This is a genomic window from Diaphorobacter sp. J5-51, from assembly GCF_001023515.1.
Lineage (GTDB): Bacteria > Pseudomonadota > Gammaproteobacteria > Burkholderiales > Burkholderiaceae_C > Diaphorobacter > Diaphorobacter nitroreducens.
Map to the genome: position 1 here is coordinate 1 of NZ_JSYI01000116.1, position 22,308 is coordinate 22,308.

Here is a 22,308-nt window from a genome sequence, read left to right on the forward strand (position 1 = left end):
GTGACGGATTCAACAGCCTCACACACAGAAATCCTGACACTCCCGCACCCATGTTTTTCACTATTCCCACCATCATGACTTGGACGCGCATTGTCGCGATACCCTTGATCGTGGGAGTGTTCTATGCGCCGCTGGACCCTGCGATGCGCAACCTCATCGCCACGGTGATGTTCATCGTTTTTGCGGCCACCGATTGGCTCGATGGGTTTCTTGCACGCAAGCTCAACCAGACCTCCGCGTTCGGGGCGTTTCTGGATCCCGTGGCTGACAAGTTCTTGGTATGTGCGTCGCTATTGGTACTCGTGCATATGCAACGTGCCGATGTGTTCGTGGCACTCATCATCATCGGCCGCGAAATCGCTATCAGTGCCTTGCGGGAATGGATGGCGCAGATCGGGGCGAGCAAGAGTGTGGCCGTGCACATGATCGGCAAGCTCAAGACCACGGTGCAGATGATTGCCATTCCTTTCCTGTTGTATGACGGGCAGTTGTTTGGCGTCATTGACACGGGTGTGTGGGGTACCTGGCTGATCTGGGGCGCCGCAGTGCTGACGGTGTGGTCCATGGTTTATTACCTGCAAAAAGCACTGCCAGAAATTCGAGCGAGAGTCCGTTAAGTTTCTTGCTACTGCTGGGAGAGCCTTGTGTCAAAAGGGTTCATTGCTATATATGACATAGCAAGGCAATCCGCGCCCACATGGAGACGGCTGGTGGCGGCAACTCGGCACCGCAGGGCGAAAGTGCTTGTCAATACGGAATGCGCCTAGCGCGCAAGGTCGAAACAAAAGCGGTGCTCGAATCCGGGACGGGGATCAAATACGACTAGAATTCGCTCCCATGCTGTCGCCCACGCGGTACGTCTTATTGACACCCTACAGTGCGATGGCTTTAATCTGACACAGCAATTTCTGACGCTGCTTCAGTTCCCTCCGCCTCTGCCTTTCGGACCGCTTCCGTTGCAGGGGGCGCGGAGGCCAGATTTGCATAAAGACATTCATCCACTCTTTTCCCGAGAGGCTTCTTGTGAATAAAACCGAATTGATTGAGCACATCGCCAACAACGCTGATATCTCCAAGGCTGCAGCTGCGCGCGCACTGGAGTCCACGATCGAAGCGGTTAAGAAGACTCTCAAGAAGGGCGGCACGGTGTCGCTCGTCGGTTTCGGCACATTCGCCGTCGGCAAGCGCGCTGCGCGCACTGGTCGTAATCCCCGCACGGGCGCTACGATTAAAATCAAGGCTGCTAAAGTTCCAAAGTTCCGTCCAGGCAAAGCACTGAAAGATGCTTTGAACTGATTGTGAAATATGGGGGGTGCTTAGCTCAGTTGGTAGAGCGGCGCCCTTACAAGGCGTAGGTCAGCGGTTCGACCCCGTTAGCACCCACCACCCCATTCAAAGGCGAACGCAAGTTCGCCTTTTCTTTTGCAGCTGTTGAAAGATTGACCATGTTCGAATCCATCCGCAAGCACTCCAAGATCGTCATGTTCTTGTTGTTCTTGCTGATCATCCCGTCGTTCATCCTCGTGGGTATCGACAGCAACTATTTCAGCGGAGGAAGCCCAGTGGTAGCGCGGGTCGATGGCAAGGACATCACCCAAGCCGACTGGGACAACGCTCACCGTATGGAGAGTGATCGAATCCGCGCTCAGTCGCCAGGTATCGACGCCAAGCTGCTGGATTCACCGCAGGCACGCTATGCCACGTTGGAGCGGCTGGTGCGTGACCGCGTGCTGCAAGTCGCGGCGCAGGACATGCACATGCTGACCAGCGATGCGCGGTTGGCACGCGAGCTGCAGAGCATTCCGCAGATAGCGGCGTTGAAACGAGCTGACGGCACGCTGGATGCCGAAGCCTATCGCGCCCTGGCTGGTGCGCAGGGACTCACCCCTGAGGGGCTTGAAGCACGCATCCGCCAGGACTTGTCGGTCAACCAGGTCATGGGCGGTGTCATGGGTTCGGCGTTCAGCGGCCCGACGGAAGCACGTTTGGCACTGGATGCACTATTTCAGCGCCGTGAAATCCAGATCGCCCGTTTCAATGCTTCGGCGTTTGTGTCCAAGGTCGTGGTGACGGATGCCGACCTGGAGGCCTATTACACCGCCCATCCAGCGAAATTCCAGCAGGCTGAACAAGCGTCGGTGGAGTATGTGGTGCTTGACCTTGATGCCGTGAAAGCGGGAATCACGCTCAGCGAAGATGACCTGCGCACCTATTACAAGGAAAACCTGAATCGCCTCGCGGTCAAGGAGGAGCGCCGCGCAAGTCACATACTGATCAACGCCAACAAAGACGCCCCTGCGGATGCGCGCACCCAGGCCAAGGCCAAGGCGGAGGAACTGCTCGCGCAGGTACGCAAAGCGCCGGGCAGCTTCGCGGAGATTGCCAAAAAGGAGTCGCAGGACCCGGGCTCAGCACCGTCCGGCGGTGACCTCGGTTTTTTTGGCCGGGGAGCCATGGTCAAACCCTTTGAAGACGCCGTTTTTTCCATGAAGAAGGGGGAGATCAGCGACGTAGTGGAAACCGACTTCGGCTTCCACATCATCCTGCTTTCCGATATCAAGACTCCGCGCCAGCCCAGTTTCGAGGAGCTGCGCCCCTCGCTCGAGGCAGAACTCAAGCAGCAGCAGGCCCAACGCAAGTTCGCAGAAGTGGCCGAGGCGTTTGCCAATGGTGTGTATGAACAGGCGGACAGCCTGCAACCCGTCGCCGACAAGCTCAAGCTCAAGATTCAGACGGCCGACGGGGTTACCCGTACTCCGGCTGCCGGTGGCGCGGGGCCGCTTGCCAACGCACGCTTCCTGGAGGCGCTGTTCCAGTCGGACTCGCTGCAGAACAAGCGCAATACCGAGGCTATCGAGATCGGTACAAGTGTGCTGGCAGCCGGCCGCGTTACGGCATACCAGCCCGCCATGACGCTGCCGCTGGACAAGGCGCGCGACCAGGTGCGCGCGATCTATATCGCCGAGAAGTCCGCTGAACTTGCGCGGCAGGAAGGCCAAGCCAAACTGACCGCTTGGAAGGCCGCGCCGGATGCAGCCTCCGGGTTGACTGCTGCGTTGACGGTATCGCGGGACCGGCTGCAGGATCAGCCTCGTTCCGTGGTGGATGCCGCCTTGCGTGCCAATGTGGACCAACTCCCGGCCTGGACAGGTGTGGACCTTGGTGCGCAGGGCTATGCCGTGGTGAAAATCAACCGCGTCGTTCCCCGGGACGGGGTGGACGACGCTCGTGCGCGTATGGAGCGAGAGCAATACTTGCAATCGTGGGCGTCGGCCGAGGCGCTAGCGTATTACGATTTGCTCAAGCAGCGTTTCAAGGTCCAGATCAAGGCCCCCCGACCGGTGGCCCAGGCAGAGCTACAAAACTAAGCCGGTTACCTCAGAGGGTAGATTTATCAGGCTATAATTCAAGGCTACGGTGGCTGTAGCTCAGTTGGTAGAGTCCAGGATTGTGATTCCTGTCGTCGTGGGTTCGAGTCCCATCAGCCACCCCAAATAACAAAGGCCCCCGCAGCGCAAGCTGCGGGGGCTTTTGCATTCAACAAGGTTGGCGTGACCGGTGGCCTGACTGAAGAGGCACTCCCGAACAGCAGACTGATCGTGCCGGAAGCCGTTCGCCTGCATACGGTTTTGTCCGACGGGAGTGCCAAGTGCAAAGGCACTACAAACAGCACAAAGGATGCCCCATGCCAGCAACCCCCGCCCCTCAACCGGTCCCGCCCGTCCCGCCGAATCCCGGCGAGGTGCCGCCGCGACCTATTCCCATTGATCCGCCCGACAATACGCCGCCCATCGAACTACCCGGTGACCCTATGCAAGAACCAAGCTAGTGGAGCCTGCAGGTGGTTTAACCCGGCAAGTTGGCTGGTATTTCCTCGTTGGGCTGCCGCGGTGGCGAGGCCGGGGGTGGGGCCGGTGGCAAATCACCGGGCGGGCGCGGTAAGTCGTCTGGCACAGTGTGCAGCGGGTGTTCTGTCGGGTCCTGGGGCGTCATGGCGTGAGTCCTGGGAAGGGGGCGGGGTACCAAAGGTTGCTCTGCACAGTCGCACCGCACACTATCCTCCCGCCCCTTGAGGCAGATAAGCTGGCATGCGTTGGTGCGGCTCCCGAGGCTTCTTGAGCGGGGTCACACGTGGAATGGGCCCCGCCGGGTCGAGGATCAACCGCGAAGGTATGCCCGCAGTTGCGGGAGCCAGCTCGGCTTCCAGTCGTGCAATGCGCTGCCGGTACATCCGTGCCAGTGCAGTATGGTGTTCGGCAGCGTTTTCGTGTTCGAATGCCGCCATTCGCGCCTCATTCAGGCTGGTCTCGAGACGGTGGGCATACATGGCAGCGGGATCAAAGAGGCGCTTGAGCATGGTCTTCTCCTGTGAGGGGGTAGCAAGACCATAGAGCGCGCAACGCGCTGTAGAGTGTCGGACGGCGTCCCGCATTTCCGCCCGACAGTGGCACCTCGGCCGCAGAAAGATGTCTTCGCAGGATGCCGAGGCACAGCCGAAGTGAGGTGGCCTGCCCGGAGGGACTCGAACCCCCGACCTATTGCTTAGAAGGCAATTGCTCTATCCGGTTGAGCTACGGGCAGATGATGCAGGTATGCGGTGCGAGCGGTGATGTGCGCGCTCGGAGTGCAGGATCATACAGGCGCCCGGAGCGCTCCCGCACCAGCCTGCGCAGCCCATGAAATAGAAGACGGCATGCGGGTGCTGTGTATGATGCCAAATATGCCTTTAGCGCTTATCCAGCAAGCGCAAGCAGCTATCATTTAAAGAGTGGCCGCAGTCCGGCGTGCTCTTCAGTCCATCTCCTCAAACACCAGCGATGGAGGTGCCATGACCCGTGCGACATCGCCGAGCTGGCCGATGACATGGTTGGCGAAATAGCTGTTCTGCGTATCGGGCTCCAGCGCTGCCACGGCCAGATTGGCCAAGGGCTGGTTGAGAGACACGTAATAGCTGCCTCCCGGCACGTCGATGGCGCTGCGCATGGGGGTCACGGTGGCGCGGATGATCGGGCGGGCGCCAGGGATGGCTCCGCGCACGTCCTCCCGCTCGGAGCTCTCCCGGCTGGTTTCCTCATAGATGTCGGCCAGTACGGAGCCCGCCTCGGCGACGTGCATCACCTGGATGCCCAGCAGCTTCAGGCGCTCCACTGCATCCGTTGCGCCGCTTGCCAACCAATAGCCGCAGGGGCGGTGGCGTTTTTTGACCGGCTTGAGTTGCAGCGAGGAATTCCAATCCACGCGCAGGGTCCGGTCTGCGCCGGTCTGGGGGTCCAGCATGACCAGGTCGCGCTGGCCGGGGGTTTGCGTGGCTTCCACCACGATCTCGCCGCGGCATGCCTGGGAGGCAATGTCCCGCGCTTCATAGGAGCGCACCTGCTCCAAGTCGGCGGCGCGGTCCACGGTGCTGCGCAGTGCACTGGTGAGGGCCGTCACCTGCGAGTGCACGCGCCGCTGGATGTGGGTGCGGCCAATGCCCACGCCACGCGTTTCCACGAGCATGCTGACGGCGTTCTTCAGACCATTCACGTTGCGGCCGGTATCGGGTTGCGTCCCTCCCATGGACAGGCGAAGGTCTTCGGCGCGGGTCGAGGTGGTGTAGTACCACTCCTGGCTCAGGCCTTCCGCTTCCAGGGCCCTGATCATGGGGTGGTGGAACCATTCCAGAGCTGCCTTGGTCATGAATTCCGGCAGGTTAGCCGTCGTTGCGTGCTGCAGCAGCACGTCGTAGCGTTGGATGGCATGGAATTTCTCGAGGAACCGTCCGGTGACGGTGTATTCATGCGCATCGAAAATGGCGATCGGGCGATAGTTGCGCACCAGTTTGGCGAGTGCCTGGGCCTCCGGAGTCTGCAAAAGCAGGTGGTCCCGGTTCATGTCGATGCCGTTGGACGTGGCTCGTGTGCCGGCCTCGGCTCCGTCGGGATTCGCGCGGGGAACGACGATCACGTTGATGCGCTCCAGCATGGGCTCCAGCAGCCCTTGTGCCAGTTCGCGCGCCAGTACGAGCAATGCCTCGCTGCCGGCGGGTTCATCGCCATGTTGCTGCCCAAGCAGCAGCACCGTGGGGCGGCGGCTGGCGTCCAGCGCGGCCACGTTGGTGCCAGCCGCGCGGGTCAGCACCAGGCCGTGCAAGGGTGTGCCGCGCTGGGATACCCCCAGGTCCAACATCTGCACACGGGTCGTGCCGCGCTGCGCCGTGGCCAGATTGCGCAGCCATTGGGTGAGTTCAGCGTTGGTGGTGAAAGCCTGGCGCCCCTCGGCGAGCCCCGGCGTTTCGTACCGCACGGAAGGCGCGGGAAAGCGTGCCGCGACAGCCGCGCTATAGGGGAGCGCGGTGGAGGCCGGCTCGGTGGCCGGGGCGACGGGCGTTACCGTGACCGGGCTGGGCACGACTTCGCCACGCTGCACTGTTCCCAGCGGCGGCGGTACGGCGCGGGACGTTTGCGGACCAGCGGGCGTGGTAGGGGAGGACTGCGCGGGCCACGGAGGCAGGGGCGTGCTGGAGCAGGCGGACAGCAGGAATGCGCCCAGCAGCGCGGTAGCGCGGTGCCGTGCTGCGATTGCGGCGATTGGCAGCGCGTATGTGTGGGAGAGCAGATTCTTCGGCGTCATGGTGGGCGTGGCGGAAGTGGTGCTGGGGCGGATGTTACCCGGCAGCTTTGATGTCCTGCGCGTGCGGCGGGGTGGGTGGCCCAGGGGCTATGGAAAAAAGCCCGGCTGTGCCGGGCTTTCTGTTGTCGTGAAGGTCTCAGCGGCCGAAGCCGCCGCCGCGTGGGCCGCGGCCACCACCGCCGCCGCCGTTGCCACGGCCGAAGCCGCCCCGACGCCCGCGGTCCGCCATGCTGTCCACGCTGGTGCGCATGGGGTCCGGCTGGCTGGCACGGCCGCTGCCATGGCGTGGGCCGATGCCAATGTTGCCGAGCTGCGTGCCCAGGTGGGCGTTCTCGCTGCGAGGCTGGCTGTCGTCGAAACGGCGATTTCCGCCATTACCCCCGCCATTGCCTGCACCAGCGGGACCGCCGCGGCGGCGGCCACCGGCCGTGTTCTGCGGACGTTGCTGATCACGTGGGCCGGCAGTACGGCCTGCATTGCCTGCGTTGCCTGCGTTGCCTGCGTTGCCTGCGTTGCCGCCGCGGCCCCCGCTGCCGTTCTGACCCCCGGCGCGCTGCTGGCCTTCGCCCTGGCCCCCGCCCTGGCGCGAACCGCGCTGGCCGCCAGTGGCCGCCTTGTTGGTGCGGATGCGCTCCATCATCTCCTGGCGTGCCGCCTTGGCCGCTGCCTGCATGACTTCGCGGCTGGGCGGCTTGCCCGCGCCGCCCCAGATGGTCTGGCGGCCCATGGCGATGGGCTCGGCCTTCTCTCCCTCGTCCGGGCCAAAGCCGTCGATCACCTGCACGGGGATTTCCTGCTTGGTGAAGCGCTCGATCTCCATCATGAAACCTTCCTCGTCCATGCAGACGAGGCTCACGGCATGGCCCTCGCGGCCGGCGCGGCCCGTGCGGCCGATGCGGTGCACGTAGTCCTCGGGCACGTTGGGGATTTCGTAGTTCACGACGTGCGGCAGGTCGTCGATGTCGATGCCGCGTGCCGCGATGTCAGTGGCCACCAGGGCGCGGATCTGGCCCGTCTTGAAGCCCTCCAGCGCCTGGGTGCGGGCGCTCTGGCTCTTGTTGCCATGCAGCGCCATGGCCGAAACGCCGTTCTTGGTCAGGTACTCGGCCACGTTGTTGGCGCCGAACTTGGTGCGCGTGAACACCAGCACCTGGCTCCAGTCGTGTTCCTGGATGATGTGCAGCAGCACCTGCTTCTTCTTGCCGCGCCCCACGGGGTGGATCACCTGGCTGATGCGTTGCACCGTGGTGTTGCGCGGGGTGACCTGGATGCTCTGCGGGTTCTTGAGCAGTGAGTTGGCCAGTTCACGGATGTCGTCGCTGAACGTGGCCGAGAACAGCAGGCTTTGCTTGGACTGGGGCAGCAGCGCCAGCACCTTCTTCACGTCGTGGATGAAGCCCATGTCGAGCATGCGGTCGGCTTCGTCCAGCACCAGGATCTCGACGGTGGACAGGTCCATGAAGCCTTGCTGCTGCAGGTCCAGCAGGCGGCCAGGGGTGGCCACCAGCACGTCCACGCCGCGCTTGATGCGTTCGATCTGCGGGTTCATACCGACGCCGCCGAAGATCACGGTGGAGTTCAGATCCAGGTATTTGCCGTAGCCGCGCACGGATTCTTCGACCTGCGCTGCCAGCTCCCGCGTGGGCGTGAGCACCAGGGCGCGCACCCCCTTGCCGCCAAACTGGCTGCGTGGGGCTTGGCCTTCGGCCAGGCGGTGCAGCATGGGCAGCGTGAACGCGGCGGTCTTGCCAGTGCCGGTCTGTGCCCCGGCGAGGAGGTCGTGTCCAGCGAGGACGGCCGGGATGGCCTGGGCCTGGATAGGGGTCGGGTTGTCGTAGCCTTGTTCTTGCACGGCCCGCAAAATGGCCGGCGCCAGCTTCAGTTCTTCAAATGTCATGTAATTGGATGCGCCCATCCGGGGCGCTGGGTATCGGCCTGTCGCAGGCGACTTTACGGGCCGCCGAGCCAGTTTGTTAGGCAGATGATTGCAAGGGTGGGAGCCCGGAAAATTCTTCCTTCGTCCCCAGCTTGTCTAGGCTGATGCCGTGGGCAACTGGAGCCCAAGACGGGGTCTATTGTCGCATGCGCCGATAATCCGCGTTTGTGCGCAAAAAATTTTGGCGCCTTCTTCTGCCCGTTTCCTGAATAAATCCATGGCCCAATACGTTTTCTCGATGAACCACGTCACCAAGACCGTGCCGCCCAAGCGGCAGATCTTGAAGGACATTTCCCTTAGCTTCTTTCCGGGCGCCAAGATCGGCGTGCTGGGCCTGAACGGCTCCGGCAAGTCCTCTCTGCTCAAGATCATGGCGGGCGTGGACAAGGAATTCGAAGGCGAGGCACTGCCCATGCCCGGGCTGTCGATCGGCTACCTGCCCCAGGAACCCCAACTCAATCCCGAGCACACCGTGCGCCAGGCCGTGGAAGAAGCCATGGCCGAGGTGAACAACGCCAAAGCTCGCCTGGAAGAGGTATACGCCGCCTACGCGGAAGAGAATGCCGACTTTGACGCGCTGGCCAAAGAACAGGGTGAATTGGAGGCCATCATCGCCGCGGCCGGTACCGATTCCGAACACCAGTTGGAAATTGCGGCCGACGCGCTGCGTCTGCCGGCGTGGGATGCGGTGATCGGCAAGCTATCGGGTGGCGAAAAGCGTCGCGTGGCCCTGTGCAAGCTGCTGCTGTCCAAGCCCGACATGCTGCTGCTGGACGAACCCACCAACCACTTGGACGCCGAATCCGTGGACTGGCTGGAGCAATTCCTGCACCGCTTCAGCGGTACCGTGGTGGCGATCACCCACGACCGCTACTTCCTGGACAACGCCGCTGAGTGGATTCTGGAACTGGACCGAGGCCACGGCATCCCCTACAAGGGCAATTATTCTGACTGGCTGATCCAGAAGGGCAACCGTCTGGAAGCCGAGCAAAAAGGCGAGGAGGCTCGCGCCAAGGCTTTGAAGAAGGAACTGGAGTGGGTGCGCCAGAACGCCAAGGGCCGCCAGGCCAAGTCCAAGGCGCGTATTGCCCGCTTCGAAGAGCTGAGCGATTACGAATACCAGCGCCGCAACGAAACGCAGGAAATCTTCATTCCTGTAGCGGATCGCCTGGGCTCTAAGGTCATCGAATTCAAGAATGTCTCCAAGGCCTTTGGTGACCGCCTGCTGATCGACAACCTGAGCATGAACATCCCTGCCGGCGCCATCGTCGGCATCATCGGCCCGAACGGTGCCGGCAAGTCGACCCTGTTCAAGCTGATCGCGGGCAAGGAGCAACCTGATTCCGGTACCGTGGAAATCGGTCAGACCGTGAAGATGGCCTTTGTCGATCAGCACCGCGACGCACTGGCCGATGACAAGACCGTGTGGGAGGACATCTCCGGCGGGCTGGACATCATCAATGTGGGCAAGTTCCAAATGGCATCGCGCGCCTATGCCGGGCGCTTCAACTTCAACGGACAAGACCAACAGAAGAAGGTGGGCAACCTGTCCGGGGGCGAGCGCGGCCGCCTGCACCTGGCCAAGACGCTGATCCAGGGCGGCAACGTGCTGCTGCTGGACGAACCGTCCAACGACCTGGACGTGGAAACCCTGCGTGCGCTGGAAGACGCGTTGCTGGAATACGCTGGTACCGTGCTGGTCATCAGCCACGATCGTTGGTTCCTCGACCGTATCGCGACGCACATCCTGGCAGCCGAGGGCGACAGCCAATGGGTATTCTTTGACGGCAATTACCAAGAATACGAAGCTGATAAGAAAAAACGATTGGGTGAAGAGGGTGCGAAACCGAAGCGTATGCGCTACAAGGCCCTCAAATAAGCACTTACAGGTAGTAGCATCGGGCGGACCGCCGCCCATTCTTCGTCCGTCCCCACCATGTCCCTTTCCGCGTCCCGCGCCCGTACGGTTTTTCGCGCCTGCGTTGTCAACGCCGTCAGGGACAGCGAGGCCCTGATGGAGGCGCTGGTGACTGGTACGCGCGAAGCGCTCACGGCGCAGGAATCCTCCACCCGCGACCTTCACAAGCGCACCCAGATCAGCGACGCCTTGCGCCTACTCAAGCAGCACGAGGCGTCGTTGCCCAAGGCCTACCCCATGGCCTTGCTGGAGATTTTTGCCGAAGGCCCCTCGGCCGCGAAGACGAGGGCCGGGCAGCCCGGCGGAATGGACCTGGGCGAGCTCGCCCTCATGGACGATGCCGACGTGCTGGTCCAGGTGGAGCTGTCGCGGGCGCAGCAGATCGCCGCTCTGGCGACAGAGGCAACGCTGGCGGAACTCAACACGCTCGTCAGTTCGGCGCAGGGCCTGCACAGCGTGCAACCCGAAAGCAACCCTTTTCGCCCTGAGAACTACATCCGCGCGCTGCAGCAAGTGGTGAGCGATACCGGTGTAAGCGGGGAAGTGCGGCAGCTATGGATGAGCCAGATGCGCGAACTGCTGGGCATGCAACTGGTAAGCGCCTATAAGCGCGCCGCCCAGAGCCTGCGCGAGCATGGCGTCGAGCCCGTGGGCTATGCGGTGGCGGGAGCCCCGGGTGTGCGCAGCGGGAATGGTGGTGGATATGCCCACAGTTCCCAGATGGGCGTGGGCTACGCGCCGCCGCCCTCGGCCTATGGTGCGCCGGCCAGCGAATATGGTGCCGCGAGCGCCTATGGCCAAGGTTACGGGGCAGGCTGGGGAGGCGCCTCGGGCAACGTGGCCTTGGCGCCGCAGGCCGAAGAAGCGCTGCTGACGGTGGGTATCCTGCGCCAGATGCTGGCCGGTGGTGGTGACCCTTTCGCCTACGATGCACGCGGCGGCTATACGGCAGCTACTCCGGCCAACGCGTACGTCACGCCGGCCGCGGTGGAAGCAATGGAAGACATTGCGCAGCTGGAACGCATCGTGGGTCGTCTGTCGGGAGGGGCTGCGGTCCCGGTGACGGGCTGGAACGGCACCTCTGCACATGCGCCGGTGGCGGTATCCCCCACGCGGACGGCGCATGAGGTCGTGAGCCGCATGATGGACAACATTGCGCAGGATTCGCGGCTGCTGCCCCCCATGCAGCGTGCCGTGCAAAGCCTGGAGCCCGCGCTGAAGGAGTTGGTGCAGCACGACACGCGGTTCTTCACGGATGAGCAGCACCCCGCCCGGCGCCTGCTGGACGAGTTGACCCAGCGCAGCCTGGCATTCAACGCCGAGGATGGGCCCGCCTTCAGCCGCTTCATGCGGCTGGTGAACGAAGCCGTAGGCCACCTGGCTTCCATCGAGATCCGGGATGCCGCACCGTTCGCCCAAGTGCTCAAGGCGCTGGAAAAGGCCTGGACCGCGCAGGAGCGTCGCCAGCTTGAGCGCCATGAAGCGCAGCAGCGCGAACTGCTCCAGCGGGAGCAGCGGGAATTGCTGGCCGAGAAGATTGCCGCCGACTTCCGCCGCCTGCCCGATGCGGACAAGGTACCGGCCGACCTGCTGGCCTTCGTGACCGGCCCGTGGGCGGACGTGGTGGCGCAGGCGCAAAGCAGCCAGCCCCAAGAAACCGGCGGAGACCCCGGAGGCTATTTGGCGTTGGTGCCGCTGCTGCTGTGCTGCGCGCAGCCCGAGCAGTTGCGCTCGGACCCGGAGCGCCTGGGCCAGGCCATTGCCGACATGGTGCCGGTGTTGGTGCGTGGGCTGGAGAGCATTGACCACCCGATCGAGCGTATTGCCGAAGTGACGCAGCGCTTGGCGCAGCTTCAGGGTGAAGCGCTGAACTACGCAGCGGCGAGCGTCTTCGGCGACACGCCGGCGGAAGAGGTCAGCCCTGAAACCCGCGCTGACGATGTGCTGTCTTCCGATACGGCCGCCGCGGCGGACCCGTCGATGGCCGGAGCAGTGGCTCAGCCCGCATTGCGCATCGGCCAGTGGGTGGAAATCATCACCAACCAGCGTGCGGTGCGAACCCAGCTCACCTGGTGCAGCCCGCACAACACACTTTTTTTGTTCACCGGAGCCGACGCGAGCACGCAGTCCATGACGCGGCGCATGATCGACAAACTGTCCTCCGACGGGGCATTCCGCCTGATTTCCGACCAGCCGGTGGTGGACCGCGCTTTGCGCGCCGTGCGCACCAAGCCGGCCAAGCTGCGCTAGGGCGCTCCGCCGGTCGCGGGGACTGCCGTTCAGCCTGCCGCGCGTGGCAGGCGCCGGCGCACCAGTTGGATGTGGTTGCGCAGGGCGTAGAGCTCGTCGGCATAGGACAGTGGCACGCTCACTTTTTCCACCTGCGCCTCCATGCGGTCCAGCCGTTCGCGCAGCGCGTCGGGGGTGGCCTCTCCTCGTTCCATGTCGTCTTCGATGTCGCGCAGATGCCCATACCAGCGGAACACGCGCGAGCGCACGCGGAACTGGTACAGCGGCGGCACCACGCGCGACAGCGGCAGCATGATGGCAATCAAGATACCCAGTACCAGCCACATGCGCTCGACGAGGTTGGCGATCCAGAATGGCAGATAGCGCTGCATCAGCGGCGCCGGCTCGTTGATGGCGCGCTCGCCCTCCTTGGCAATGGGCAGTTCCGCGTGCCGGGTGCTGGGGAATTCGCGCGCACGGTTGAACCAGCCCGCATTGCCATGGATGCCCTGCGCGCTCTGGGCAAATAACTGCAGCAGGGCAGGGTGGGTACCTTCACGCGCCAGCAGGGATGTGGTGGATGCCACCAGCCGTACGTCGCGCGGAGGTACGTTGGCCGCCAGGTCCACCACGCCGCGTGGCAGCACTACTGGCGTGAGGAACGGAAAACGGCGGCTGTAGGCCTCGTTCTGCGGGAAGTGCATGAGCTGCACGCCGGGCGTTTGCAGCAGCATCTGCACCATCAATGACTCGGGGGCGGAGGCAAACACCAGGGCGTCCAGCCGCCCCGCCAGGAACGCCACCGTGGCGGGCGTCTGCTCCAGACGGGTGAGCGTCAGGGCATCCAGCGGAATGTGGTTGGCGTCCAGCAGGCGCTCCATGAGCGTTGGTACGCCGCTGCCGGGCGAGCCGACGTTCACGCGCAGCCCGCGCAGCTGGTGCAGCCCCTCCAGCCGGGCCGATCGGTGGATGCGGCGCGCCACATCGCCGCGGTAGAACAGCCAGATGGGCTCCACAAAGAGGCTGCCCAGCGAGACCAGCTCATCACTGTCCTCGGGACGCAACTCACCCGTGCCACCTTGCACGAAGGCGAGGTCGGCGTGGCCATCGCGCAGCAGCTGCAGGTTGGATGACGAGCCATCGCTGGGCAGCAAGACCACGTTGATCCCGCTTGCCGCCAGTGCGTCGCGATAGCGCTGGCCGAAGGCCTCGTAGGCGCTCTGCGCGGGGCCGGTGGCCAGCGTCACCGTGCGCGGCGGCGTGGGGTTGAGCCACCAATAGGCCAGGAGCACCAGGCCCGCGCCCAGTAGCGCCAGCGGCCCGGCAGACACCAACAGGTCGCGCAGCGACAGCAGCGCCATGCGCAGGCGGCGTGACATCTGTCCCATGGTTAGCTCCCGGCAGCCAGATCGGCATGGCACGGAAGTGCCAGGCCCTCGGCCGTGCGCAGGGTGCGCGCGGCGAGCACGGCGCGCACGGTGGCGCGGGCCACCGCCTCGGCCGCCATCGTGGCCAACACCATCATGCCGGGGTGGTGCGGCACGTGGCCCGTCGCCAGCGTGAACAGCGTATCTCCGTCGCTCATGGTGTGCACGGGGTTGATGCTGCGGGCCAGGCCGTCGTGGCCGGCAACGGCCAGTCGCTGAGCCTGAACCTTGGTCAGCCGCGCGTCGGTGGCAATCACGCCGATCGTGGTGTTGCTGCCGGCCAGCAGGGGATGAGGGGGCTCGCCGCGCAGCAGCGCGTGCCGTGTATCGCGCAGCGTCAGCCCGTCGGCAGCGCGGGCGCCCGCCAATGGGCGCCCGGTGTCCGGGTCGACCACGTCGCCCACGGCGTTGCAGGCAATGAGCGCACCCACCGTGACGCCCGCGACGGTGACCGAGGCTGTGCCCACGCCGCCCTTCATGGCGTGCTGCAGGCCGAACATCTTGCCCACCACGGCGCCAGCGCCGGCGCCTACGTTGCCCTCGGCTGGCGGCTTGTGTGTGGCGGCGGCGCAGGCCGCATAGCCGGCCGCCGCATCGGGACGCACCTTCATGTCGCCCACGTGCAGGTCGAACAGCACGGCCGCTGGCACCAGTGGCAGGCGGCCCACGCCCACGTCCAGCCCTACGCCGTGCTCCTCCAGCCAGCGCACGGCCCCGGTGGCGGCCTCCAGCCCCCAGGCGCTGCCACCCGCCAGCATGATGGCGTGCACCTGCTCCACCAAGTTGCCCGGGGCCAGCAGGTCGGTCTCGCGCGTGCCGGGGGCGGCGCCGCGCACATCCACGCCTGCCACGGCACCCTCGCGCGCAATCACCACGCTGCAGCCGGTGGGGCGGCGTGGGTCGGTGAAGTGGCCGACCTCGATGCCGGCAACGTCGGTGATGGCGCCGCAGGCGCTGTGCAGGGAGCAAGCTTGCATGGGCGCCGATTATGGTGCCGCGCCGGCACCTGTCCCCGCGTCTTGCGGGGTGCTCTCAAAGCCGTGCGCGGCGCAGCCGCAGGGCATTCGTGATCACCGAGGCCGAGCTCAGGCTCATGGCCAGCGCCGCGATCATCGGCGACAGCAGCCAGCCCGTGAACGGGTAGAGCAGGCCGGCGGCCAGCGGCACGCCCAGCGCGTTGTAGACGAAGGCAAAGCCCAGGTTTTGGCGCATGTTGGCCACCGTGGCCTGCGACAGTGCGCGCGCCGTGGCGATGCCGCGCAGGTCGCCCTTGACCAGGGTGAGCTGGGCGCTGTTCATGGCCACGTCCGTCCCGGTTCCCATGGCGATGCCCACGTCGGCGCGCGCCAGTGCCGGCGCGTCGTTGATGCCGTCGCCGGCCATGGCCACGGTGCGTCCCTCGGCCTGCAGGCGTTCGACCAGGGCCAGCTTATCGGCGGGCAATACCTCGCCGTGCACCTCGTCGATGCCCAGGCGCCGTCCCACGGCACCTGCCGTGGTCAGGCCATCGCCGGTGGCCATGATGATGCGCAGGCCGGCCGCATGCAGGGCGGCCAGCGCGTCGGGCGTGCTGGCCTTGATGGGGTCGGAGACAGCCAGCAGGCCCGCCAGTTGCCCATCCACGGCCAGGAACATCACACTGGCGCCTTCGCCGCGCAGTGCCTCGGCGGCCTGCGCCAGCGGTCCCGTATTCACGCTGGACTGCTGCATCAGCACCGTGTTACCCAGCGCCAAGGTGCGGCCCGCGATCCGGCCGCGCACGCCGATGCCCGAGGCCGAGTCGAACTGTTCGGCCGCGTCCAGCGCCAGCCCCTGCTGGCGTGCCGCGGCGACGATGGCCGCCGCTAGCGGATGCTCGCTGCCCTGGTCCAGGCTGGCGGCCAGGCGCAGCACCTCTGCCTCGCCCCAGCCGGGCGCGGCCACGGTGCGCTCAAAGCGCGGCCGGCCCTCGGTCAGGGTGCCGGTCTTGTCCACGATCAACGTGTCCACGCGGCACATATGCTCGATGGCGGCCGCATCGCGGAACAGCACGCCCTGCGTGGCGCCGCGCCCCGTGGCCACCATGATGGACATCGGCGTAGCCAGGCCCAGCGCGCAGGGGCAGGCGATGATGAGAACCGCCACAGCGTTGATCAGGCCGTAGACCCACCTGGGCTCGGGCCCGAACAGTCCCCAGCCCAGCAGCGTGAGCACAGACACGCCGACCACGGCCAGTACGAACCAGCCCGCAACGCGGTCGGCCATGCGCTGCATGGGCGCGCGCGACCGCTGGGCCTGCGCCACCAGTTGCACGATCTGCGACAGCATCGTGGCCGCACCCACGAGTTCGGAGCGCATGACCAGCGCCCCGCTGGTGTTGAGCGTGGCGCCGATCAGCTTGTCGCCCGTGCGCTTGCTCACTGGTAGCGGCTCGCCCGTGAGCATGGACTCGTCCACGGCGCTGCTGCCTTCGACGACCACGCCGTCCACCGGCACCTTCTCGCCGGGACGCACGCGCAGCAGGTCGCCCACATGCACGTGGGCCAGCGGCACGTCTTCCTCGCCGCCATCGGCGGCGATGCGGCGCGCGGTCTTTGGTGCCAGGCCCAGCAGCGACTGGATGGCGGCCGAGGTCTGTGATCGCGCCTTGAGCTCCAGCATCTGGCCCAGCAACGTCAGCGAAATGATGACCGCGGCCGCCTCGAAGTACACGCCCACGCGGCCCATGGACTGGAATGAGGCCGGGAACACGCCCGGCGCCACGGTGGCCACCACGCTGTAGAGGAAGGCCGCGCCCGTGCCCAGACTGATCAGAGTCCACATGTTGGGGCTGCGCTGCACCACGGATTGCCAACCGCGCACGAAGAACGGCGCGCCGGCCCACAGCACGATGGGCAGCGTCAGCACCAGCTCTACCCCGCTTTGCGTGGCCATGCCGACCCAACCCAGCCGGTGCCCGGCCATGGCCAGCGTGGTGACGACCATGGTGAGCGGCAGCGTCCACCAGAAGCGGCGCGAGAAGTCGCGCAGTTCGGGGTTGTCATCGGCTGCGTCCAGGCTGGGCAGTACCGGCTCCAGCGCCATGCCGCACTTGGGGCAGTGGCCGGGGCCGCTCTGTCGCACCTGCGGGTGCATGGGGCAGGTATAGACCGTGTCGGCGGTTGGTGGGGCGTGTGGAGCGGCCGATGGCCGGGGCACGTGGGGGCTGTGGTGTAGGTGCTGCCCGTGTGGGGTAGCTGCGGGCGGCGTGCTGTGGGAATGCATGAGGGCTCCTTGGTGCGGCAAGGGGCCGGGCAACTGCCGCCCGGTCCGTGGGGCGTCAGCGCAATGGTTCGATATGGGTGACGACGAATACGCCCTTCACCCGTTCGGCCCGAAAGCGCACCTTGTCGCCGGGCTTGAAGGTGGCCGCCTGTGCCGGGTCGCGCAACGTGAACACCATGGTCATGGGCGGCATGGCAAGGTTCTTGAGCTCGCCGTGGCGCAGCGTGATCTTGCCGCTGCGTGCATCCCAACGCGTGACTTCACCCTCGCTGAGATCCTGCGTGCTGTCGCCGGACGCGGCGGGCGTTTCGGTGTGATGGGCGTCGTGGTCCGAGCCCTGGGCATGTGCCCAGCTGCCGGGCAGGCCCAGCAGTGCCAGAGCGGCCACGGGTGCGAGGGCGATGCGCGGCGCGCGCGCTGGCAGGGTGTGCGATGGCATGGCGTGGCCTTTCATGGTGTGCATCAACGGTAGCTGGTGAATACGCGCGTGGAGACGTCGCTGTTCATCAGGTTCTTGGTGACCAGCAGCACGTCGTACGGGTCCTTGCGGCCGTTGTACTCGGGCCCGTCCATGCCGGGGCTGCCCACCGGCATGCCCGGAACGGTGAGGCCCAGGGCCTTGGGTTTGTCCTTGAGCAGCTTGCGCACGTCGGCGGCGGGCACATGGCCTTCGAGCAGGTAGCCGCCCACCAGCGCGGTGTGGCATGAGCCCAGGCGCGTGGGCAGGCCGAGCTTGGCGCGTACGGCGGCGTTGCCCGTTTCGTGCACGGTGACCGTGAAGCCGTTGGCCTGCATGTGGGTCACCCAATCCTTGCAGCAGCCACAGTTGGGGTCTTTCCAGACCTCCACGGCAGTCTGCGGGGCGGCGGCACGGGCCAGGGCGGGCAGGGCAGCGCCGGCCAAGCCGGCGGCGAGGGCCGTCATCCATTGGCGGCGGGTGGGTTGCGTGATTCGCATGGTGGACTCCTGATGATGCGGATGGTGGTGTTGTTCAGGGCGTGACGGTGAAGGTGCCGCGCATGCCTGCTTCGTAGTGGCCGGGGATCAGGCAGGCGAAGTCGAAGCGGCCGGGCCGGTTGAAGTGCCAGACCAGGTCTTCCTTGGCGCGCGGGGCCACGTGGGCCATGTGGGGTTCGGCGTGCTCCATGTCGGGGTACTGGCGCATCATGGCCGCATGCTGGTCCAGCGTGCCCTGTGTGCCCAGCACCACCTCATGCATGACCTGGCCCTTGTTCTCCACGCGTAGGCGCACGGTCTCGCCTTGCTTGACGGTGAAGTGCGAGGGGGTAAAGCGCATGTCGTCTGTCATGCGCAAGGTAATGGTGCGCTTTGCGCCCTTGGCCTCTCCCGCAATCCCCCATTCCTGCTGCTGGGGTGCGACGGCAGGGTGGCTGTTGTGCATGTTCTCATGGCCAAAACTGGCTGTAGCGCCCGCCAGTAAAGCGCAAGCAGCTATGAATTTGATAGATTTCATGGGTTTCTCCGAGAGTTCAATGGTGTTCGTGGCTGGCGCCCGGTTTGCGCACGCTGGGGGCGCCGGGGGCCCGGCCGGGCGGGGTCTGCCGCGGGGCTGTGGCGTCCAAGGGCGCACCGGCCCATTCGTGCGCCACCGTGCCCGCCGGGTGCTGGTACCAGCCCGGGTCGCGCCAGTCCTGGGCGGCCAGGCCCTGGCGGACCTTCAAGGTCGTGAACATGCCGCCCATCTCCAGCGGGCCGAAGGGGCCGGTGCCGGTCATCATGGGATAGGTGTTGTCGGGCAGCGGCATTTCCATCGCGCCCATGTCGGCCATGCCGCGCTCGCCCATGACCATGTAGTCGGGAATGATCTTCTGGATCTTCCCGACCAGGCCGCGATGGTCCACGCCGATCATGGTGGGCACGCCGTGGCCCATGGCGCCCATGGTGTGGTGGCTCTTGTGGCAATGCAGCGCCCAGTCGCCGGGCTCGTCGGCGATGAACTCCAGCTGCCGCATCTGGCCCACGGCCACGTCGGTGGTCACCTCGGGCCAGCGCGCGGCCTTCGGGGTCGGCCCGCCGTCGGTGCCCGTGATCTCGAACTCATGCCCATGGATGTGGATGGGGTGGTTGGTCATGGTCAGGTTGCCCACGCGAATGCGCACGCGGTCGCCCTGTCGTGCCACCAGCGGGTCGATGGCGGGGAACACCCGGCTGTTGAAGGTCCAGATGTTGAAGTCGGTCATGGTGTTGACCTTGGGCGTGAGGCTGCCCGGCTCCACGTCGTAGGCGCTGAGCAGGAAGGCGTAGTCGCGTTGCACCTCAGCGATCAGGGGGTGGCGCGCCTTCGGGTGCGTGATCCACAGGCCCATCATGCCCATGGCCAGCTGCACCATTTCGTCCGCATGCGGGTGGTACATGAAGGTGCCGGGGCGGCGCGCCGTGAACTCGTACACAAAGGTCTTGCCCGCGGGGATGTGCGGCTGGGTAAGCCCGGCCACGCCGTCCATGCCGCTCGGCAAGCGCTGGCCGTGCCAGTGCACGCTGGTGTGCTCGGGCAGGCGGTTGGTGACGAAGATGCGCACGCGGTCGCCTTCCACCACCTCGATGGTCGGGCCCGGGCTCTGGCCGTTGTAGCCCCACATGTTGACCATGAAGCCGGGCGCCACCTCGCGCACTACCGGCTCGGCCACCAGGTGGAATTCCTTGACGCCGGCGTTCATGCGCCATGGCAGCGTCCAGCCGTTGAGCGTGACCACGGGCTGGTAGGGCCGGCCGCTGGACGGGGTTAGCGGCGCGGCCGTGTCGGCAGAGGATTGCGAGGGCGCCTCGGGCAGCGCGGCCAAGGCCACGCGGCTCACCGATGCGGCGGAGGCTGCGACCACGGCCGTGGCGGCGCCGGAGAAGAAATGGCGGCGCTGCATGTCAGTGGCCTTCCGAAGGGGCGTTGGGGGTGGTGGGAGCGGACGGCAGGCCGGTGGGCGCGCCGGGCGATGTGCCCGTGAGAGCCAGTTGCAGGTCGGTCTGGGCGAGCCAGAAGTCGCGCTGCGCCTCGGTGGCGGCAGCCACGGCCTGGCTGGCGCGGCGCGCCTCGGCCAGCAGCTCCCACACGCTGATGAACATGCCGTTGTAGCGCAGCACGGCCTCGTCCTGCATGAAGCGCGCCAGCGGCAAAACCTCGGCCTGCTGCTGGTGCGCCAGGTCCCAGGCGGTGCGGTAGCGCAGCCAGTGGCTGCGTGCCTCGCTGCGCGCGCGGATGGCGGCATCCTGCAGTTGTGCGGCGCTGTGCTGCAGCTCGGCCCGCGCGCGGCCCGTGGCGGCGCCGCCCCAGTCGAACAGCGGCAGAGGCAGCTCTACCTCCCAGCCGCGTGTGGTCTCGCGGTGGCCGGAGGCGCGCTCGGTGGCAGTGTTGCGGCTGTAGCTCAGGCCGATGTCGCCGAACACGGATCCAACACCGGCCCAGCCGCTGCGGTCGGCGGTGGTGTCCAGGTCGCGGCGCAGTGCGCGCAGGTCCAGCCGCTCGCGCAGGGCCGTGGCTTCGGCGTCGTCGCCGCTGCGCAGTGCATCCGCCGCGGGCAAGGCGGGTAGCGCATCGGGCAGCGTGAAGTCGGCCTGCGCGCCCCACAGCCCCATCAGCCGCGCCAGTTGCTCGCGCTCCAGCGCGGCATTCAGCCGCGCGCGGGCCAGCTGTGCTGCCGCGTCCTGTGTGATGGCGATTTCGCGTGCCTGCTGCAGCCGGCTGAAGTTGCCCACGCGCGCCATGCGCCGCGCCAGCTCGCCGCCGGCCTCGGCCGCCTCGTGCATGCGTTCGCGCGCGGCCAGCACCTGCCGGGCGGCCACGGCGCGCAGCCAGGCGCGGCGTGTGTCCGCGGCCAGGCGCAGCACGTCCTGTGCGGCGGCCAGCGTGGCCTGCTCCATCTGCCAGCCTTGCCAACGCGTGCGCCAGGGCAGGGTGATCACGTTGACCAGGCTGAAGCCGAGCTGGCGCTCGATCTCGCGCTCATGCCCGCTGGTGAATCGCCCCAGCGTCAGCGTGGGGTTGAACAGGGTCAGCGCCTGTGCGCGCTGCGCATCCTGCGCGGCCAGATTGGCCAGGCGGGCCTGCAGCGCGGGGCTGTTCAAGAGCGCCACGCGCACGGCAGTGTCCGCATCCACGGGAAGGCGCAGCCATTCGGTGATCTGGGCCTGCGCGTCCCCGCGGCTTTGCGCATCGGGCGCGGGCAGTTGCGCGCCGTCGGGCAGGCGGGGCCGGACATGGCTTTGCACGTCGCCGCGCAGCCCATCGGGGGCGACGCTGGCGCAGCCGGCCAACACCAGTGCAGCGGCCAGCGCAGCCAGGGCGAGCGGAGGGCGCCTCATGGCCGGCCTCCGTGGTGGTGTTTCGGGGTGGGCATGGCATGGCTGGGCGGCGCGGCGCGTGCCTGCTCGGCTTCCCAACGCACGATGTCGGAGTGGCCACCGGGAAAGGCGCCCACGGCGGTGTTGGCGGCCTTCCAGCCGATGTCGGCCTCAGCCACGTCGCCGCTGGGGAGCAGGGGCTGGTGGTGCAAGGGCAGACTGGGGGCCTGTGCCGAGTCGGCGGTGGCGGTCTGCGATGGGGCGGCAGGAACATTGTCAACCTGCGCCCAGGTCGGCGGTGCGATGCCGGCCAGGGCCGCCAGGGCCATCATGGCCGCAGGGCTGGTGGGGTGCGCGAAGCGCATGGGAGTCTCCCGTCAAACATGACACAACCGCGTCCGCGACGCTCGGCTGCGGCCCCGTCGGGGGACATGCCGCCGATTGCGGACGCACTTCGGGCGTCAGTGCTCAGGAGATGGGTGGCTTGATGGCTTGCGCAGCCGTGGCGCTGGCAAAGGGGGTGCCATGGTGCGGTTGCAACGTGCTGTCGTGCCGTCCATGGAAGGCGGGCGCCCAGACCGGCGCGTAGAAGGCCGAATGGCAGGCGCCGCAGGCCGAACAGCCGGCTGGGTGTTCCGCGTGGACCGCCC

At 66.2% G+C, this 22,308-nt stretch carries 17 protein-coding genes and 3 tRNA genes; 7 read left to right on the plus strand and 13 right to left on the minus strand.

What is annotated here, in order from left to right:
* The first annotated feature begins 50 nt into the window (after window positions 1–50).
* The 5 genes from pgsA (at window position 51) to OX89_RS14275 (ending at window position 3,493) form a co-directional block, all read left to right on the plus strand.
* A complete protein-coding gene (gene pgsA, locus OX89_RS14255) occupies window positions 51–617 on the plus strand; it encodes a CDP-diacylglycerol--glycerol-3-phosphate 3-phosphatidyltransferase (RefSeq protein ID WP_041836028.1) in 567 nt (188 codons plus the stop codon).
* Between the two features lie 406 nt (window positions 618–1,023).
* Window positions 1,024–1,296, plus strand: coding sequence for an HU family DNA-binding protein (locus tag OX89_RS18260; protein WP_011805814.1), 273 nt, complete (start codon window positions 1,024–1,026; stop codon window positions 1,294–1,296).
* Between the two features lie 14 nt (window positions 1,297–1,310).
* Window positions 1,311–1,386, plus strand: a tRNA-Val gene (locus tag OX89_RS14265).
* A gap of 59 nt (window positions 1,387–1,445) precedes the next feature.
* On the plus strand, window positions 1,446–3,368 hold the full coding sequence (locus OX89_RS14270; protein ID WP_047351128.1) for a SurA N-terminal domain-containing protein: 1,923 nt from the start codon (window positions 1,446–1,448) through the stop codon (window positions 3,366–3,368).
* 49 nt (window positions 3,369–3,417) lie between these two features.
* A tRNA-His gene (locus OX89_RS14275) sits at window positions 3,418–3,493 on the plus strand.
* A 561-nt stretch (window positions 3,494–4,054) separates the two neighbouring features.
* On the opposite strand, the gene OX89_RS18265 is transcribed toward OX89_RS14275, so the two are convergent.
* The 4 genes from OX89_RS18265 to OX89_RS14290 form a co-directional block, all read right to left on the minus strand.
* Window positions 4,055–4,357 carry a hypothetical protein gene (locus OX89_RS18265; protein ID WP_084002075.1) on the minus strand — a complete coding sequence of 101 codons (303 nt, stop codon included), beginning with the start codon at window positions 4,355–4,357 and terminating at the stop codon, window positions 4,055–4,057.
* A gap of 147 nt (window positions 4,358–4,504) precedes the next feature.
* Window positions 4,505–4,581 (minus strand) — tRNA-Arg (locus tag OX89_RS14280).
* 210 nt (window positions 4,582–4,791) lie between these two features.
* Window positions 4,792–6,612, minus strand: a complete 1,821-nt coding sequence (locus tag OX89_RS14285) for a M14 family zinc carboxypeptidase (RefSeq protein ID WP_047351129.1) — start codon at window positions 6,610–6,612, stop codon at window positions 4,792–4,794.
* 136 nt (window positions 6,613–6,748) lie between these two features.
* Window positions 6,749–8,509, minus strand: coding sequence for a DEAD/DEAH box helicase (locus OX89_RS14290; protein WP_047351130.1), 1,761 nt, complete (start codon window positions 8,507–8,509; stop codon window positions 6,749–6,751).
* A gap of 256 nt (window positions 8,510–8,765) precedes the next feature.
* Here OX89_RS14290 and ettA point away from each other — a divergent pair, with 256 nt between their 5' ends.
* Both ettA and OX89_RS14300 read left to right on the plus strand, forming a co-directional pair.
* Entirely contained in the window at window positions 8,766–10,427 is a 1,662-nt protein-coding gene (ettA, locus tag OX89_RS14295) for an energy-dependent translational throttle protein EttA (RefSeq protein ID WP_015912846.1), read from the plus strand.
* Between the two features lie 57 nt (window positions 10,428–10,484).
* Entirely contained in the window at window positions 10,485–12,716 is a 2,232-nt protein-coding gene (locus tag OX89_RS14300) for a DUF1631 family protein (RefSeq protein ID WP_047351131.1), read from the plus strand.
* Window positions 12,717–12,745: 29 nt separating this feature from the next.
* Here OX89_RS14300 and OX89_RS14305 read toward each other — a convergent pair whose 3' ends face one another.
* The 9 genes from OX89_RS14305 to OX89_RS14345 all read right to left on the minus strand — a co-directional run bounded on the left by OX89_RS14305 (window position 12,746) and on the right by OX89_RS14345 (window position 22,023).
* On the minus strand, window positions 12,746–14,083 hold the full coding sequence (locus OX89_RS14305) for a TAXI family TRAP transporter solute-binding subunit (protein WP_047351132.1): 1,338 nt from the start codon (window positions 14,081–14,083) through the stop codon (window positions 12,746–12,748).
* Between the two features lie 2 nt (window positions 14,084–14,085).
* Complete coding sequence (locus OX89_RS14310; protein ID WP_047351133.1) at window positions 14,086–15,099, minus strand: P1 family peptidase; 1,014 nt, start codon at window positions 15,097–15,099, stop codon at window positions 14,086–14,088.
* A 55-nt stretch (window positions 15,100–15,154) separates the two neighbouring features.
* On the minus strand, window positions 15,155–17,365 hold the full coding sequence (locus OX89_RS14315) for a copper-translocating P-type ATPase (RefSeq protein ID WP_084002076.1): 2,211 nt from the start codon (window positions 17,363–17,365) through the stop codon (window positions 15,155–15,157).
* Between the two features lie 55 nt (window positions 17,366–17,420).
* On the minus strand, window positions 17,421–17,804 hold the full coding sequence (locus OX89_RS14320) for a copper-binding protein (RefSeq protein ID WP_041836328.1): 384 nt from the start codon (window positions 17,802–17,804) through the stop codon (window positions 17,421–17,423).
* A gap of 23 nt (window positions 17,805–17,827) precedes the next feature.
* Window positions 17,828–18,289 carry a DUF411 domain-containing protein gene (locus tag OX89_RS14325; protein WP_172209192.1) on the minus strand — a complete coding sequence of 154 codons (462 nt, stop codon included), beginning with the start codon at window positions 18,287–18,289 and terminating at the stop codon, window positions 17,828–17,830.
* Between the two features lie 67 nt (window positions 18,290–18,356).
* The gene (locus OX89_RS14330; protein WP_047351136.1) at window positions 18,357–18,839 is read right to left on the minus strand and encodes a plastocyanin/azurin family copper-binding protein; all 483 of its coding nucleotides are present in this window, start codon (window positions 18,837–18,839) and stop codon (window positions 18,357–18,359) included.
* Window positions 18,840–18,855: 16 nt separating this feature from the next.
* On the minus strand, window positions 18,856–20,244 hold the full coding sequence (locus tag OX89_RS14335; RefSeq protein WP_047351137.1) for a multicopper oxidase family protein: 1,389 nt from the start codon (window positions 20,242–20,244) through the stop codon (window positions 18,856–18,858).
* Between the two features lies 1 nt (window position 20,245).
* Window positions 20,246–21,679 (minus strand): TolC family protein, encoded by a 1,434-nt coding sequence (locus OX89_RS14340; RefSeq protein ID WP_047351138.1) that lies wholly within the window; start codon window positions 21,677–21,679, stop codon window positions 20,246–20,248.
* Window positions 21,676–22,023, minus strand: a complete 348-nt coding sequence (locus tag OX89_RS14345) for a hypothetical protein (RefSeq protein WP_047351139.1) — start codon at window positions 22,021–22,023, stop codon at window positions 21,676–21,678. The genes OX89_RS14340 and OX89_RS14345 overlap by 4 nt, the downstream gene beginning before the upstream one ends.
* Window positions 22,024–22,308 lie beyond the last annotated feature (285 nt).